The sequence below is a fragment of the Halomonas sp. M4R1S46 genome (assembly GCF_025725685.1).
GTDB lineage: Bacteria > Pseudomonadota > Gammaproteobacteria > Pseudomonadales > Halomonadaceae > Halomonas.
In genome coordinates this window covers 2,409,855-2,426,665 of the sequence record NZ_CP107008.1, presented here as the reverse complement: position 1 = coordinate 2,426,665, position 16,811 = coordinate 2,409,855, and the positions used below count along the sequence as shown (strand labels likewise).

General features: G+C 45.1%; 15 protein-coding genes. All 15 read left to right on the top strand.

What is annotated here, in order from left to right:
* Nucleotides 1-501 precede the first annotated feature (501 nt).
* The 15 genes from rfbB to rfbA all read left to right on the top strand — a co-directional run bounded on the left by rfbB (nucleotide 502) and on the right by rfbA (nucleotide 16,578).
* A complete protein-coding gene (gene rfbB / locus OCT48_RS11425) occupies nucleotides 502-1,566 on the top strand; it encodes a dTDP-glucose 4,6-dehydratase (RefSeq protein ID WP_263589281.1) in 1,065 nt (354 codons plus the stop codon).
* Between the two features lie 266 nt (nucleotides 1,567-1,832).
* Complete coding sequence (locus OCT48_RS11420) at nucleotides 1,833-2,894, top strand: TDP-N-acetylfucosamine:lipid II N-acetylfucosaminyltransferase (protein WP_263589280.1); 1,062 nt, start codon at nucleotides 1,833-1,835, stop codon at nucleotides 2,892-2,894.
* A 37-nt stretch (nucleotides 2,895-2,931) separates the two neighbouring features.
* Nucleotides 2,932-4,125: a dTDP-4-amino-4,6-dideoxygalactose transaminase gene (gene rffA / locus OCT48_RS11415; RefSeq protein WP_318152495.1), complete on the top strand. Its 1,194-nt coding sequence runs from the start codon at nucleotides 2,932-2,934 to the stop codon at nucleotides 4,123-4,125.
* Nucleotides 4,126-4,195: 70 nt separating this feature from the next.
* Nucleotides 4,196-5,383 carry an ATP-grasp domain-containing protein gene (locus OCT48_RS11410; protein WP_263589278.1) on the top strand — a complete coding sequence of 396 codons (1,188 nt, stop codon included), beginning with the start codon at nucleotides 4,196-4,198 and terminating at the stop codon, nucleotides 5,381-5,383.
* 1 nt (nucleotide 5,384) lies between these two features.
* Nucleotides 5,385-6,182, top strand: a complete 798-nt coding sequence (locus OCT48_RS11405; RefSeq protein WP_263589277.1) for an amidohydrolase family protein — start codon at nucleotides 5,385-5,387, stop codon at nucleotides 6,180-6,182.
* 32 nt (nucleotides 6,183-6,214) lie between these two features.
* Entirely contained in the window at nucleotides 6,215-6,988 is a 774-nt protein-coding gene (locus OCT48_RS11400; protein WP_263589276.1) for a hypothetical protein, read from the top strand.
* A gap of 44 nt (nucleotides 6,989-7,032) precedes the next feature.
* The gene (locus tag OCT48_RS11395; RefSeq protein WP_263589275.1) at nucleotides 7,033-8,022 is read left to right on the top strand and encodes a hypothetical protein; all 990 of its coding nucleotides are present in this window, start codon (nucleotides 7,033-7,035) and stop codon (nucleotides 8,020-8,022) included.
* A complete protein-coding gene (locus OCT48_RS11390; RefSeq protein WP_263589274.1) occupies nucleotides 8,006-8,794 on the top strand; it encodes a hypothetical protein in 789 nt (262 codons plus the stop codon). The genes OCT48_RS11395 and OCT48_RS11390 overlap by 17 nt, the downstream gene beginning before the upstream one ends.
* A gap of 179 nt (nucleotides 8,795-8,973) precedes the next feature.
* Nucleotides 8,974-9,827, top strand: a protein-coding gene (locus tag OCT48_RS11385) for an IS5 family transposase (RefSeq protein ID WP_263589241.1) whose coding sequence is annotated in 2 segments (ribosomal slippage) — nucleotides 8,974-9,316 and nucleotides 9,316-9,827 — 855 coding nt in all. Because the reading frame shifts where the segments join, the coding sequence is not laid out codon by codon here.
* A gap of 513 nt (nucleotides 9,828-10,340) precedes the next feature.
* A complete protein-coding gene (locus OCT48_RS11380; RefSeq protein WP_263589273.1) occupies nucleotides 10,341-11,039 on the top strand; it encodes a hypothetical protein in 699 nt (232 codons plus the stop codon).
* 179 nt (nucleotides 11,040-11,218) lie between these two features.
* Nucleotides 11,219-12,517, top strand: coding sequence for a hypothetical protein (locus OCT48_RS11375; RefSeq protein ID WP_263589272.1), 1,299 nt, complete (start codon nucleotides 11,219-11,221; stop codon nucleotides 12,515-12,517).
* Nucleotides 12,501-13,385, top strand: a complete 885-nt coding sequence (locus OCT48_RS11370) for a hypothetical protein (RefSeq protein ID WP_263589271.1) — start codon at nucleotides 12,501-12,503, stop codon at nucleotides 13,383-13,385. Before OCT48_RS11375 ends, OCT48_RS11370 begins: the two co-directional genes overlap by 17 nt.
* A gap of 7 nt (nucleotides 13,386-13,392) precedes the next feature.
* A complete protein-coding gene (locus OCT48_RS11365) occupies nucleotides 13,393-14,109 on the top strand; it encodes a hypothetical protein (RefSeq protein WP_263589270.1) in 717 nt (238 codons plus the stop codon).
* Nucleotides 14,072-15,214 carry a glycosyltransferase gene (locus tag OCT48_RS11360; protein WP_263589269.1) on the top strand — a complete coding sequence of 381 codons (1,143 nt, stop codon included), beginning with the start codon at nucleotides 14,072-14,074 and terminating at the stop codon, nucleotides 15,212-15,214. Before OCT48_RS11365 ends, OCT48_RS11360 begins: the two co-directional genes overlap by 38 nt.
* A 494-nt stretch (nucleotides 15,215-15,708) precedes the next feature.
* Entirely contained in the window at nucleotides 15,709-16,578 is an 870-nt protein-coding gene (rfbA, locus tag OCT48_RS11355; protein ID WP_263592614.1) for a glucose-1-phosphate thymidylyltransferase RfbA, read from the top strand.
* The last annotated feature ends 233 nt before the right edge of the window (nucleotides 16,579-16,811 follow it).

Genomic DNA, 16,811 nt, shown 5'->3' with positions numbered 1-16,811 from the left:
ATATCTGCCTGATCAAGACGATTGTCCGTGTACATACAATCCCTTTGTCAAGCGCCTCCCCAGCGAGGTAGACAAAAGCTAGCCGTGTGTGTAGTGCATTGCGCATCGACCAGTTCGAGACACTCTTGATGCCGAGCCTGCCGGATGGAATTTGAATCCAGGGTGGCTTGAAGAGAGTACATCATCTGGGATAGGCCTGGCACATCGGATTCCCCAGGGACCCTGAAACTGGATAAGGCCAACAGCGCACTGAGACAGAAAGACAAGTGGTTGAGGCCATTGCTGTCTCACGCCGATAAGATCATGATCATTGCCCATAGCCAGTCCACAATGGATATGACGACTCCAGCTACTTAATCAGTAATGATCCGTCGACCCCATATGCAAGCATTGATGATATCGCGATGGACAAATTGATGCTTTGGAAAAGTGTTTAGTATGCGTGACAACGAGGAAGATGTTTGTACACAGGGTTGAAATAAATTGTCGCCGGAGGGAAATATGAGAATAGCAATTACAGGAGGGGCGGGGTTCATTGGTAGCAATCTAATACGGTTTATCGTTAATGCCACGGAAGACTCTGTGATAAATATCGACAAGTTGACTTATGCTGGTAATCTTGACTCATTGAAGGATGTGGAGCGCGATTCCAGATATAAATTCGAGAAAGTTGATATACTAGATAATGCCAGTCTAGAGTCGGTGTTTGAAAAATATCAACCCGATGCTGTAATTCATTTGGCGGCAGAGAGTCATGTGGATCGCTCTATAGATGGCCCGGCGGACTTCATTAATACCAATATCGTAGGGACCTACAATATTTTGGAAGTCAGCCGAGCGTACTGGAAAAATATGGAAAGGACGAGAAGGGATATCTTCCGATTCATACATGTATCAACAGACGAAGTGTTTGGGGATCTGGAAAACAGTAAATTGCTATTCACAGAAGATACGGCTTATTCACCAAGCTCACCGTATGCGGCCAGTAAGGCAAGCTCAGATCATCTAGTCAGTGCCTGGCGAAGAACCTATGACTTCCCGGCGTTGATAACGAATTGTTCAAATAATTACGGCCCGTTTCAATTTCCGGAAAAATTGATACCCCTGATGATACTGAACGCGTTAGATAATTTGCCGCTACCCATTTATGGAAAAGGACTGCATGTTAGGGATTGGTTGTACGTTGAGGATCATGCAAAAGCAATATATACAGTAATGAAGAATGGCCGTTTAGGAGAGACTTACAATGTAGGTGGTAATAATGAAAAAACAAATATAGAGGTAGTTGAAGCAATATGCTCTGCTTTGGGAGAGCTGGTTCCTAGATGCGGAGACTGTCAAGGGTTAATTACCTATGTTCCTGACCGACCGGGGCATGACCGCCGATATGCTATCGATTCCACAAAGATAAAGACAGAATTGGGATGGGAGCCAAGCGAAGACTTCAATAGTGGAATTCACAAGACAGTTCGCTGGTATCTTGACAATCTTGGGTGGTGCAGGAACGTCCTGGATGGCTCCTATCAGCGTCAACGGCTAGGACTGCAGGGTAAGGAAGTTGCATGAAGTCGAATCATAAATACGGCCGTACTAGAAACCAGCTATGCACCAAAGCACTTAATATTCACAAGCACTTCCCTCCTGTTCACGATGACCAGTTAGACTGCTTGCCGCTGCAAAGTCATGGTTGCACGCGTATATATGTTGTGATTGTTAAGTGAATAATCGTTCAAGGTTGGTCGAATAAATAACTAACCTGGAAAGGCGCATTACATCTGCGAAAGCTGCTCGCAGAAAATTGTGGGATTGGCGTGACTAGCTAAGGTATCAATATGAGAGACAGTATTATCAATCTCCATGTGTGTAGCGAAGACAAGTTCATGCCACCGTTTATTGACTTTGTGAAGGAGAACTTCCCTGATGCCAGTAATGTATACTTTATAAAAGGGAGGAGCAAACGGTCACTTTATGATCCTTTGACGCCTCAGGGAGAAAATAAAGTCACGAGAGTTCAGAAGATCCAAGAGCTGGCGATAATAATCAGATTGCTATATGTATCGAAAAGAGTCGTTCTCCATGGATTTACTAACAAGTATGTGATCATATTCTTGGCCGTGAACCCTTGGTTGCATGCTAAGTGCTATTGGTCCATATGGGGGGGCGAGCTGTATGCCTTCAATAAGAAAAAAAACCTACCGAGAACGGTGTACGACGTGTTCAAGTCCTCGGTGATCAGACGGGTGGGGCATATATTGACCTATATACCAGGTGATGTGGAACTGGCGAGGAAGTGGTACGGCGCCAAGGGCAAGCATATTGAATGCCTGATGTATACCAGTAATGTGATTACAGATAATGTTCCTGAGCCGGAGAAAGACAGCATAAAGAAATCAGAACCTCTCAAGGTCATGGTTGGTAATTCAGCAGCCATATCTAACCGTCATCTATTTGTATTCGAAAGACTGAAAAGTATGCAGGGGACGGGCTACACCGTACTGTCACCACTTTCATATGGTGACAAGCAATATGCACTCGAGGTCTGTGAGAAAGGCAAGGAAATTTTTGGAGAGCGTTTCTGTGCAATAACAGAATTTATGCAATACAAGGAATATTTGAAATTATTGAACGATGTGGATGTTGCCATATTTGCACATGAACGTCAGCAGGCGATGGGTAATATAATAATGTTGCTGGCATTGGGGAAAAAGGTATACATGAACAAGTCTTCAACCTTGGCAGGTCGGCTTGGTGATATTGGCTTGGTGGTGTTCGATGTCAATGAACTCAATCTCGATCCTATCGGTAAAGAAGAAAGTGTGAGCAATAGCCGTATCATCAGGGAAAAGTTCAATGCAACGGTCCTGAAAGAGCAGCTGCGTGCCATCTGTGATTAAAAACACCCCGTAGTAGAGATTCAATTAATCATTAAGAATGATGGTGGACTTGATGACAATACAATTCAATAAGCCTCTATATACGGGGCAAGAAGATGCACATATCTTGTCTGTCATACACGGAGGAAGACTTGCGGGCAATGGAGACTATACAAGGATGTGTCAGGAATGGTTCGAGCGAAGATTCGGGTTCACAAGAGCACTGATGACACCATCATGCACGCACGCTCTTGAAATGGCGGCCTTGTTGATTGACGTCGAGGCGGGCGATGAAATCATCATGCCGAGCTTTACATTTTCAAGCACTGCCAACTCGTTTGCACTGCGAGGTGCCAAGATTGTATTCGTGGACATACGCCAAGATACGATGAATATAGATGAAAATCTGATTGAAGAGGCGATAACCGAAAAAACTAAGGCAATCGTGCCTGTTCATTATGCGGGTGTATCATGCGAGATGGATGACATAATGGATGTGGCAGATAAGCATGGAATCTATGTGATTGAGGACGCAGCGCAAGGCATGATGGCCTCCTACAAAAGCAAGGCGCTGGGATCAATAGGTCATATGGGGGCATACAGCTTCCATGAAACTAAAAACTATACCAGTGGTGGTGAAGGAGGACTACTGATCATTAATGAAGAGTCACTTATAGAGAGGGCTGAAATACTCAGGGAGAAAGGAACCAACAGAAGCCAGTTCATGAAAGGAGAAGTTGACAAATACAGCTGGTGTGATGTTGGAAGCAGCTTTGTCTTGTCTGAGATTCAGTCCGCCTATCTATGGGGACAACTTGGCCAGGTAGAGAAAATCAATGAAAGCCGTCGTCAGTTATGGTCGTTGTATGCTAATCGCTTGTCCAAGCTGGAAAAGGAAGGGATGATTTTTCTTCCGACCGTACCTCAAGAATGCAGTCATAATGCACATATTTTCTATATAAAGACCATCGATGACTCTGTTGCCAACTTCTTGATGCAACACTTGAGCAATGCTGGTATATCAGCGGTTTCTCATTACGTACCCTTACATACCGCTTCTGCCTCAAGAGGAATAAGTCGATTCGTTGGGTGCCATGACTACACAACGTCGGAAAGCTCGAAACTGATAAGACTTCCGATGTGGTATGGGATGAACGAAGTCGATGTCGATCATATATCCGACATGATTGTGCAGTATTTTGAGAAAAATAATGATCTGAGGCCTATCACCTCAATGCCAGTACACGAATAGCCGTGATTTGATTTATACGACAATGGGCCTCATTTTTTATGCCTCGTGCAAGGATTTCAGGATGACAGGCATGGTAATTATGATCCTAGGTGGTGGCCAGATGCAGCGGCCTGCCTACCTTGAAGCCAAGAAGCGTGGCCTTGAAGTTGTCGGTGTCGATCCGAGTCGTAATGCACCATGTATTGAATTGGCCGATCATTTTTACTTTCATGACCTTCAGGATGTTTCCGGGTTGGGAAATATTGTGGAAAAACACCAGATAGATGGAGTTATGACGCTATCTGCTGATTACCCTGTGAAGGCGGTGGGAATTCTGAATTCCAGGTATCAACTTCCCGGGATTACTGAGGAGGTGGTGAGCATCGTCAGCGACAAGGGGGTGCTACGACAGCACTGCCACGGTAGTGGCATCACCTCCCCATCTTGGCTGGTTCAATATGAGTCTACGGGATTCGATATAGATAAAATTATGGCCATGATTCCCGTGGTCGTGAAACCCACCTGCAGCTCTGGTGGGCGCGGCGTTACCTGTATAAGAAAGGGAGATAGCGTTTCGCAGTTGAATGATGCACTGGCTCATGCATGTAAATTCAGCAAGAACGGAGGAGTAATAATAGAATCATACATATCAGGTAAGGAATACTCGGCAGAAACCATAACATCTCGTGGTATAACACAAGTGATTGCGATAACTGAGAAGATTACATCCGGACACCCCTTTTATATGGAAGTGGGCCACAATATTCCTTATATATTTGATGACCAGGAATGGTCGGAAGTCAAGCAGTTTCTCTACTCCGTAATCAATGGCATTGGCATCGACAATAGTCCGGCACACATTGAATTCAAGGTCGATGAAGGCGTCCCTGTTCTTGTCGAAGTGGGGGCACGGTTGGGTGGAGGCTTCATTACGACGGACCTTATCCCACTTGCTAGTGGAATAAACATGGTTTCTGCAGCCATCAGCCTTTGCATGGGGACCGAACCTCAAACGCAACGAACGCATAGTCATGCGGCGGCTATCAGATACTTGATTCCTCCGGCCGGTTTAATGAAGGGAATCAAAGGGATCGACAAAATTGCCAAGCTGAATGAAGTAGTGAAAATAAATTGTGAATATCTGCCGGATTGCCATATACCTGTGATTCGAGATGCTGACGGAAGGAAAGCATTCGTGATCGGTAAAGCCGAGAATATTGAAAGGCTAGAAGCAGTCATGAAGGTTGCTTGCGATTATGTAGAATATGAGATGAGCTAACATGAACAGCCCTTTCTTCGACTCCTTGACACACGTTTCTCCTGATGGAACCTGGTTAGGTAGAAATCATTTTGATGCCAGCCTTGATCGTCTATTGAAAGAAGCCGGCAAAATCTCCGGCTATCGTGCATGCCTGGTCAATATCCATGGCTATCAGGACAATGCTTATCTAGAAGAGGTCGCGAAAGAGTATCCTGAACTATTTGTACCCATCGCAGGTTTCGATCCATCTACTCATGAAACTCCGCACTCCATCAGGAAAGAACTATCCGAACTTTACGAAAGAAACTTTGCCGGCATAAAGCTTCACCCAAGACTGAACGGGTACGACCCGCTCGACAATAGAGCTTTATATGCAATACAGGAAGCGGCCAGATTTAATCTGGTTGTCTTTGTTGACACGCTTTTTAGGCAGCTCAGTATCACGACAAAGCATACGCCAGATGTCATCGACAAGATTGCACAAGCTTGCCCCGATACGAAGATTATATTATTGCATGGCGGTGGCACAAGCATGCTGGACGTCTATGAGATAGTTCGAATGAGAAGCAACCTGATGCTGGATCTCTCTTTTTCCATGATGAGGTACAGAGGAAGTTCGCTGGATATGGATATCAGATTCATATGCCGTACGCTGGATCAGCGTATGACATTAGGCTCTGATTTTCCCGAATATACGCCACGGGAATGTTTGGAAGTTGCACTTGGTATAGTTGACGGACTTCCAGAAGAAAAGATAAATAACATACTCCATAATAATCTTCACAACATGCTGCATGATTGGCTCTCTCGAAATTAGTTGATTAACAAAGTATTATAAATGGAGGGTTTATGAACATTCCTAAAGACATCGTCAAGATGGGGGGGATAGATGAAGCGCTGATCAGGCCTGAGATCATAAAGTATGTCAGAGAAGGGGTTCGTAAGGGAGATGTTTTTATATTCGATAGTGGTATAGACCGTAAACTTCTGGAGCGGATAAGAAATTACTTGATATCAGTCGGAAAACATTCTCTACCTGCCTATCATCCGATTGATGAAGGTTGCCCCAATTTTCACAGAGTGAATAATTGGGATGCGAGATCCTATGTAAAAGGGTGCTTTCATCAGTTTTCTTTTTTTCCATGGAATGATGACTTGTTTGGACTCTTTGAAGTATTCAAGAAGGTTTATTTGTTAAAAAATCTCATCAGCGGACTTCCTGCCGATAGTTTTCTTTCCGTAAAACCGGAACTTGGGTGTACGTCAAGATTATCGTTCCAATATTATCCATCTGGTGGAGGTGCGATGAACAAACACATGGATCCAGTTGATCGCCATCAGCTTGCAGTACCTACCATGCTTCTCTGCCGTAAGGGAGAAGACTTCTGCGTTGGCGGTGCCTTTTTTGTCAATAATGATGGTGAGATCGTGCAGATCGATGAGTACAGTGATTGGGGAGAGGTTACTTTTTTCAATGCCCAGATGGTACACGGTGTTGCCCCTGTCGATCCGCATCTCGAAAAAAAATGGGAAGACTTCAACGGACGATGGATAGCTTTGTTCGCTGTTAATAAACTGACCAGTACACAGGGGATATCCGATTCAGTAGACCTTGGATTATAATTGTTGAGTCGTCGATCGGCACCATTTATGTTTCAGGTGATCAAATGAATGAAGTACTAAATATTGATTGGCAACCTCTCGGTTTATTGATCAAACCTTCGTTATCACACCCGAAATGGTTGAGACACTATACAGGGGCATCATCAATTGTCGAGGGGCCCAGGGCTGGACTCTTCTGGTGCTACATAACAGGCAGAGATGACAAGAACCGCTCGCTTATCGGAAGGATACTGGTGGACCTGGAGGGAAAGGCATCCGTCATCGACATTGCACACAGACCCTGTCTGTCACATGGTAGTCTGGGTTCTTTTGATGAGGATGGGGTGTCATATCCCTGTGTTGTTTCAGATGGAGAGGTACTGCACCTCTTTTATACAGGCTGGGTAGCAACTTGCTCCACAGGGTTTCAGAATCATTTGGGAAGAGCTATAAGCCATGATGGTGGACAAAACTTTATTCGGATATCCAGGGCACCCGTCATGCATCGGACCGATGATGAGCCCTTTTCTATCGGCTCGACATTCGTAACACTGGAGGGTAGAAAATGGAGAATGTGGTACACAAGTTTTATCGAGTGGTACAGGAAGACAGATAGCGTTTCGGCCGGACATCGGTACTTGATTCGGTATGCGGAGTCCGAGGATGGAGAGCGTTGGCATCGTGACTATGTCGACCGCATCGGTTTCGGGCCCGAGGAGCATTCGGTCTGTCACCCGTCAGTACTAAAGCTGGAAGACACCTTTCATATGTGGTTTTGTGCCAGGGGTGAGTACTATCGAATATTTCATGCCGTTTCCCGTGATGGATTGACTTGGCACAGATTACCTTATCGGCTCTCTAGAGATGTCCTCGGTGACTGGGATCATGATTCCCAGTGCTATCCGTCAGCATTCGAGCACAAGGGATTTGTTTATGTCGTCTACAGTGGAAATGAATATGGAAAGGGTGGGCTTGGAATGGTGATGACATCAAGTGAAAACTTGAAGTCAGCCGCGAATCGCTTCTGGGAGAAGGGACATGCTGTCGCATACTGATATTGACCGAGTTTTTTTTTCTGTTACTAACCTCAGTGATCTCGATGATGAAAAGTTGCGGTCGGTCCTTGATGAGAATAGTTTTGCCATCATAACTGGGTTGATAACCGAGGATGAAATTCTTGAAGGAAAGAAGGCTCTCAGGAATGCTTTTTCAATCGATAATGACAAGCCAGCGACCGGCGAATCACCGGAGAGTATTCAAAAAAACTACCAAAAGTTATCGATAGGTGGAGGAGAGCTCAGGGAAAAGGATTTATCCAAGTGTGTGAGGACATTTTATAATCCGATCTTTTCTCCTGATATATATGGCTTGAGAAATGCTTTCAGGCAGGCCGCCATGATCCGGAATATCGTCACGGGGTTTGACAAAGACTTTGCGATTGATAGTGTTCAGGATGGATTCTGGACGGCTTCCAGGGTGCATCATTACCCCGCAGGAGGAGGTCACATGGCTGAGCACGTGGATGATTATGTACCGACGGTTGTCGAAAAATACGGAGTGGATGCGTATTTCCAGCCGCTGATAGTCATGAGCCAGAAAGGTGATGATGACTCATGTGACTATAGGAAAGGTGGAGGGTATTTTGTAATCGATGGAGAGAGAGTCTATTATGACTCCTTTCTCAAAATGGGAACTATAGTAATCTACAACACGAAAATACTCCATGGTGTGGAAGAAGTGGACCCAGATATTGCTTTCAGGCAGGACAACCTTTCTGGCCGATGTTCCGGTCTAGTGACGATGTACAGAGATTTTTCCATGAAATGATATCATCAGGTTAGATGGGTAATGCTCACCTTGTGCAGCTGCAACACGGCTCATCGCTCGATGACATTCCACATAAGGATGATGTTCGGACGTCTCCACTGTTGCTGATTTGCTGAGCTGCCTAGTCCGAAAACTCGAATTTGCTAATGTCATCTATGCCTCAGCAGCATAGGTGACCCATGGCAGGACGCTACGAGATCTCCGACAACGGCTGGGCCCTCATCGAAGACATCGTCTCGCCGCCGCAGAGGACGGGCCGTCCCCGTCGCGATGACCGCCAGGTGTTGAACGGCATCTTCTGGATCCTCTGCTCGGGCGCCAAGTGGCGAGACCTGCCAGAGCGCTACGGCCCCTGGAAGACCGTCTATGACCGTTTCCGTCAGTGGCGCGATGATGGCACCTTCGAGGCAATTCTGGCGCGCCTCCAACTTCGCCTGCGAGAGGATGGCCTGATGGATCTGGACACCTGGATGATCGATTCGACATCGATCCGCGCCACCCGGGCCGCCTCTGGGGGCGGCAAAAAGGGGGACAGCACGAACCCGTAGACCATGCCCTGGGACGGAGTAGAGGCGGCCTGACGACCAAGATCCACATGCTCTGTGACCGGCATGGTTGGCCGCTGACCTTCACGCTGTCGCCGGGACAGGACTCGGATACGCGGCACTTCATTCCCACCATGGAGAACGTTCATCTGCCTGGGGCCAAGGGCAGGCCTCGCAAGCGTTGCCGCTTCATCGTGGCGGACAAGGGCTACGATAGCGACCCGCTTCGCCGCTACTGCGACCGGCATCGCATGAAGCCGATCATTGCCCGACGCAAGATGAAGCGAAAACCGCGCCCTGGTGCTCCGAGGGGCTTTGACAAGCCCCGGTATCGGGAGCGAAACATCATTGAGCGCTGCTTCGGTTGGATCAAAGAACTACGCCGGGTCTGCACCCGTTACGACAAGTTGGCCAGCAGCTTCCGGGCCATGGTATGCCTGGCGTGCATAGACCGCTGCCTACGTGCCGACTTTCCAGACAGAACCTAGCAACTCGTACCCGACCAGCGTTAATCGACAGTGAGCTGGGTATTACACAATAGGAAAAGGGAACTTCCACAGCCGCATTCTACTGGCAATGGAAACAACATAAACTAATATCAATGAAAACTTTCTCTGAATGGCAACGAATTGACAGCCTGCAGATTGATGGCCTCGTCATGAACGCCGACTCCTCGAGTATATGCGTGTATATCCTCGGGATTGTGATGCCTGTCGTAAGCGGATGTTGTCAAACTATCACCAGATGAACAGGTTTCAATAGCCCTGTGCCTGGAATTGAGCTTGTTCAATTTCCATTTTAAGGAATCACTCATGGGTGTCGGCCAGACTTGATGTGACTTATGTAAACAGGTTGATGTCAATCAGCATGATCATCCGGTTGAAATATTTCATACGGTTTCCCTTCTTTCAGGCCCTATAGTGCTTGTGAGTATTCGGAGCCGACTGGTTTACAGCAGTGCATTAGCATAGTCAGGATTGTTTATATGTGAGAAGGTTTCAATGAAAGACGCGATCTCAAATATTCTGTATAACAGAGCCGGATTCAGTGTTTATCGATGGAGAATATTCGATTCAGTTCCACTCGTTGTTGATTTGATAGGCCCTCCGGGAATAGGTAAATCTCACTTGATCAAGTGTTTGATAAAAAAAAATGCTATCCATGCCAGTCGTCAAAAATTTGATCAAGCAAGACGGGTATGTATATCCAGAGCCTATTTACTCTCCCTGGCGGCAATGCGACTGGATGATATTGGTGTGCTCAAAAATAAATCGATAAAAATTCTGTATGATCTCAATATTCATAGTGCCGACTGGGGGGTGCTTGTCGATGAGGGACTAAGTCAACACTTCATAACTGAGTTATGTGAGATGTCCAGGGACAGACCAGACAACTTCGATTTTATCATGCGAAGGCGTGCGGTCATCAACCTGACTGCATCGCCGACTTTCATCAATAACCGAATCCGAGATAGGGCTGCAAAAACCGGGACATTGTTATCATATCACAAGGAAAAGACGGATCAAGAGCTATCAAGTTTCAATATAAAATTTTTAGAGGGAAGCGAAAAGCTGGCCTTGCTAATGAAGAAAAGAGATTTTCCCGTAATCAGCATCGATGCAAGTATGAACGACGATGCCATTGTTGACCATATTGTCCATTTTCTAACTTCTTCAACTGTAAATGAATTTATAAAATAAGAGTGCGGATGTTATCTTTCAAGGCTATGTCGATGGACCTATTCCCCAGTAATTTTGTTAAGTTGGAGCATTGTGGTAGATTGGCATGGTGATTAGTGGTCAAGCGCTATTAATAAGGAAGTGTAAGGAAGCCTTGTTCCTGATGTCATCAGGAAAACACTAAGTTAGGTGTCAAATTCATGAAAAATGAATTGAAGTTATCCTACATGTTTATGCCTGTTGCAGTCGTATCTGTCTTATCGTCTGTGTCAATCCCTCTTAGTTTGATATTCGCTTTTATTGTTACGATGGTTGTTACATCAAAGAGTATCTACTACTCGGTCCCACTGGTTTTGTTCGGTTCAGGATTTCAATTAATCGGGATCTACTCGGGAGTGCACTATGGATGGTTTATTGTTCTTTCAGCATTGCTTGGAGCCACATATCAGATTTTTTTAAGGGGAGTGCTAAGGGTATACAAGCCATTCGGCATCTTGGTTTTTTTAGTGTTAGCACTGTCATTCGTGCACCTGCTTACTGATTCTTTATATCTAGAAAGATATTTTGGCTTAATATCTGTTCTTGTCTACAGCCTTTTCCTTCTGGGCTTCTCAGAAGATCATCCTCCCCAGGATCTGGAAGATACTCTTTTATCGGCAATAGCTTTTGCTGGATTATGTATGGGGGCAGCCGTATTTTTATTATTCACTTCACAGGAACTTTCATTAGCGAGAACATCTGAGATGAGCTTTGCCGTTGGTGATACACAAAGTTCGCCTAGATTATTGACCACAGTTCTGGGATCCGTCCTTACACTAACTATGCTGTCTCTTATAATTGAACAAAAGGGAATTCTATCCAAGGTTCTTTATCTGGCATCTTCCATGTGTGTCTTGCTCGCCATGGTCTATGCCGGTTCAAGAATGCCATTAATAGCAACTGTTGTGTCTATAGCAATAGGGCTTGTTATATTTCTAGTGCGAAATTTCAGGAAACTTCCCGCACGATTTGTAGTATGGGTTTCTATTTTGGTCCTTGCGTTTTCCTCACTGATATTTTATTTCTCAATATTTGGTGTGGCCGGACTCCCTTTTGTTCCTGATTCAGTCGAGTCGCTAAGGGTTTTAAAGGATGTCAATATTGATAATAACGGTAGGCTATTAATGTGGAGCTCATACTTGGATGGCATGGATGTTCTTGACATGTTGTTTGGGATAGGGTTAGGAACATTTGGCAACCCACATTCATTCTGGATAGGAGGTTTTATAGCTTTTGGAGTGATTGGCATTTTTCCCATTATGCTATTCTTGATGGTAAAAATGTTTCAGTCCTTTTCCATAGGCGCTATTTATCCTTTGTCAACACTAATTTATATTCTCTTGTCTGTCTCGACATCAAGTGATATTGACCGGATGCAACCTTGGATCATCTTGTCCTTGGCATGCCTGCTTTATGTGACGACTTTAAACGGCTGGAAAGAAAATGGAAAAACAGAATAACACCATTAAAAGAAGTTTCGGTGCGATATATGTTGCCATGGGCCGGCCATATTTGGCAATGACATTACTCTCCATCAAGACCTTGAAGTCGGTAAGTCCTTCAATGCCAGTTACCGTAATTACTAATGTGGAACTGCTGGTCGATAACATCGATTTCTTGTCTGAAGGTCTTGATACAATCATCTTTATTGATCTTGATACGAAAGAGAATAGAAATATAAAAAGTCGTTTGCATGAATATTCTTCTTACCAGAAAGCGGTCTTCTTGGACTCAGATACACTGATAATGAAAGATCTTTCGGTCGGTGAGTTTCTCCTGGATCACTTTGATGTGGCGATGCGAGTTAATCCCTACCCTCAGGAAAGAAAGGGGAAAGGAGATGTGCCTATTTTAGGAGGTGAACTGGTTTCTAACCTTCCTCACTGGAACAGTGGAGTGATTCTTTTCAAGAAGTCTGAGGCAGTCGATCATTTCTTTTCCAAATGGAACAAAAGTTATAACAGGATCGGTGTTGAGTATGATCAAGTGTCGCTGGTAGAGGCCGTGTTTAAATCTAATGTTAGATTTCTGGGTTTAGAGAAGCGTTGGAATGACACGGATCCATTCTTGAATAGGAAAAAATGGTTAAAGAGAGTGCGAGTATTCCATTATGCATCAAACATCAGCAACGACCTGATGCATCAAATTATTGCCATGGACTCATTAATTCCCGATGAAGGTACAGGCGAGAAAAATAACGAAACCGCCGAGTTTATTTCCCGGAAAAGAAGGTCGAAACGTAAAGAACTGGGGTTGTTGAAATACTCTGTCATAAAGATCTTCTGGCAATTCAGCACGCCGGTAAAGTTGCACGCTAATTTAAGGTAGTTCGCCTGTGCCTTACATCATCGAGTTTATTGGTGTGCCGGGATCCGGCAAAACCGCTTCTTCCTTGAAGCTAGAGTCACTTTTAAAATCGGAAGACTCTGAAGTTATAAGTTATGCAGAGTTTTCAAGTGCAGGCGTCATTCTTTCCCGTATAACCAGGAAGCTCATATCCACTTTAAAATTTTTCATCACTAGCCCGCGAGAATGCATAGGCTTGGGCTCCCTGATATTTTCCAATGGGGGTGGCTATAAATTGATGGTTTGGTCTATTTTTATCAACTATGTACATTTTCTTGAATTCTTGAATAAATGCAAGCATGTGACATCACCAGCTGTAGTTGAACAAGGGGTTTTTCAGATTGGCTGGCCATTGATTTATTATTCAACGAATAAGGAGCCGTCTCTAAAGGTGTTTCATAGCCTTATTGATAATGCAAAAAAGTATATGGATCCATCGCTATACATTCTGGTCTGCATAGCCCCGCCTGAGGTTGTCCTTGCTGAAAGAATGAGAAGGCGGAGTCTAGTTGATATAAACATCAGAGAATCCATGGAGTCTTTGGAAATTCTCCGTTCTTCCATAAAGGATCTATGTTCCGCATCAGGGATCATGTTTCTTTCCAATGACGGAAGCGATAGCTCTATTGATATAACAAATACCATTATTCTTGATCTGGTGAAACCAAATGGCTCCAAAAAAAATCATTACCACTGTGACAAGTGATGGTAGTGTCATCTTTCTGGAAGGACATTTCGTATGTGCGAAAGCATCAGGGTTTGATACTATCTTGATTTGCAAGGCTGGTCCTAAGTCATCCAAGATTTCTGCGATTGAGAAAACAAAATTCAAGGAGGTGCCATTCAGCAGAGAGATAGATCTTCGAAATGATGTGTTATGTCTGATTTCCCTGGTATTCATTTTCATGAGAGAGAAACCCTTCATAGTAAATGCCGGAACCCCGAAGGCTTCATTGCTAAGCATGCTGGCAGCCTGGGTATCCGGAGTTCCATACAGAATCTACACTCAGCATGGGTTCAGGCACGAATCACTTCACGGCTTAGCACGCGTTATTCAAATTCTAATGGAGCGAATTACCTGTCACTTGGCTACTCACGTCATATGTGTCAGTCCCAGCGTTCGTCATCTTGGAATTGCATCGGGCTTTTTCTCGGAAAGCAAGTCCCGCGTGCTGGGAATGGGAAGTTGTGGTATCTCTCTTGGTAGGTTAAGGGACGGGGTATCCCATGGCCCGAGTAGCGAGGAAATCAAGGCGGAACTTGGTATGCAGCAACAAGACTTTGTCATTGGATTCGTTGGCAGGCTCATCCCCAGGAAAGGCGTTGAAGAGCTTGTGTCAGTTTTTATAGATATATCTGATTCGAGACCAAATATAAAGTTGCTCCTTGTTGGACGGGTGGAGGAGGCGCAACCAATTTCCGAGTGGTGCTTAAATATGATCCGCAATCACGACCACATTATTGAAGCGGGTTATCAAACCAATGTGGCGGCCTACATGCGGGTAATGAATCTGTTCTGCATGCCTTCTCACTGGGAGGGGTTTGGTAACACTCTAGTTGAAGCTGCATATTTAGGCTTGCCTGTTATCACCTCTAACGGGACAGGTAGTCGTGATGCTGTGAAGAACGACTACAATGGCACTGTTGTACCTGTCGGTGATAAGGATGCCTTGAAGAGAACTATTACTCGTTATCTGGATAGTCCAGATATATTGGAAAAACATAGTAAAAATGGCCCGAGTTGGGCAATGCAGTTCGATAGGGAAGTGGTTAATAATGAGCTTGTTGCTTTTTATAAGACGCTGTCGTGAGCATCTGCCGTTCAGTTTTTTCAAGAGCCTGTTTCTGGGCGCCTGAAGATAAAAGAATTTCCTGCCATCCCCGTTTTGCCATGATTGTTCCAGATGATCTTAGAATAATATAAATATCGCGTTAAGGCCAAGATGTTATTCTGGCTCAATGTGATTCGAGGTTTCCGCTTGTAGCTCATGGCTATGTGATCGTGAGTCATGTCGTGGACCATCCTCCATGTGCACCAGAATTGAGAAGACATGCCTACAGGTTGGGAACAACCATTCAGCGGATATGTGTTCATCATTATGTGCTCGACCGGGCTGGGTGTAGTTGTCACCAGGCCATTGGCACAGGATAACTAATTCAGAAATTGCCGGTGTATCGAGAAACATACCAAACTGGTAGGTGCCAGACTGGTTAGCGAATGTTAGACCTGCGTATTGCAGGTGATTTCAGGTTGTTAATTATCAGTCTGATCTATTCGTGGTTCGGTAAGGGAGGTTGCATGAAGATGAAAGGCATTATTCTTGCCGGTGGTTCCGGGACACGTCTCTATCCAATCACGATGGGTATATCTAAACAACTGCTGCCCATCTACGATAAGCCGATGATCTACTATCCATTGTCGGTACTCATGCTGGCGGGTATTCAGGATATTCTGATAATCACTACCCCGGATGAGCAGTATTGCTTCCAGAGGCTTCTAGGTGATGGAAGTCAGTTTGGTGTGAACTTCACTTATGCCGTTCAGCCCAACCCGGATGGTCTCGCCCAGGCATTTATCATCGGAGCGTCATTCATTGGTAATGACAGTGTCTGTCTGGTTCTTGGTGATAATATTTTTTATGGACAGGGTTTTTCTCCGGTGCTTAGAGCATCGGCTGGACGTGAAGATGGGGCTACGGTGTTCGGTTATCTTGTAAAAGACCCCGAACGTTTCGGGGTGGTAGAGTTCGATGAGAACAGACGGGTCATTTCACTTGAAGAGAAACCGTCCAACCCGAAGTCACGCTTTGCTGTCACAGGTCTTTATTTTTATGACAATGAGGTGATAGAGCTTGCCAAGCAGGTTCGGCCATCATCCCGAGGAGAGTTGGAGATTACCAGTATCAACCAGGCTTATCTCGATAAGAAAAAGCTTAGAGTCGAGGTTCTTGGTCGTGGGTTCGCCTGGTTGGATACTGGTACTCATGAAAGCCTTCTCGAAGCGTCCCAGTTTGTAGAGACACTGGAAAAACGGCAAGGATACAAGGTCGCATGTCTCGAGGAGATTGCTTTCAATAACGGGTGGCTAACAGTTAATGATATTTCGAAAGCAGGCAGTGATCTTTCCAAGAATGGTTATGGACAGTACCTGCTTGATCTCGTGAAAGAACTATGAACACTAGTTCAGGACCGTAGCTGACTACTCGTGAGATCAGAGATCCACATATGGATACTATCCCTGCATTTTCTCGAGGCATGGTGTAAATGTATCAAGGCGCCGTCTTCCCGTTTCGCCGAATATCCCGGCATCAATGATTTGTTTTTTGTAACCCAACATATCCCTTTTTCTACAGATAAGGCATAGCGTGTTGGGAATGGGCGAGAACTGCTGAAGCCATCAACCCTCCA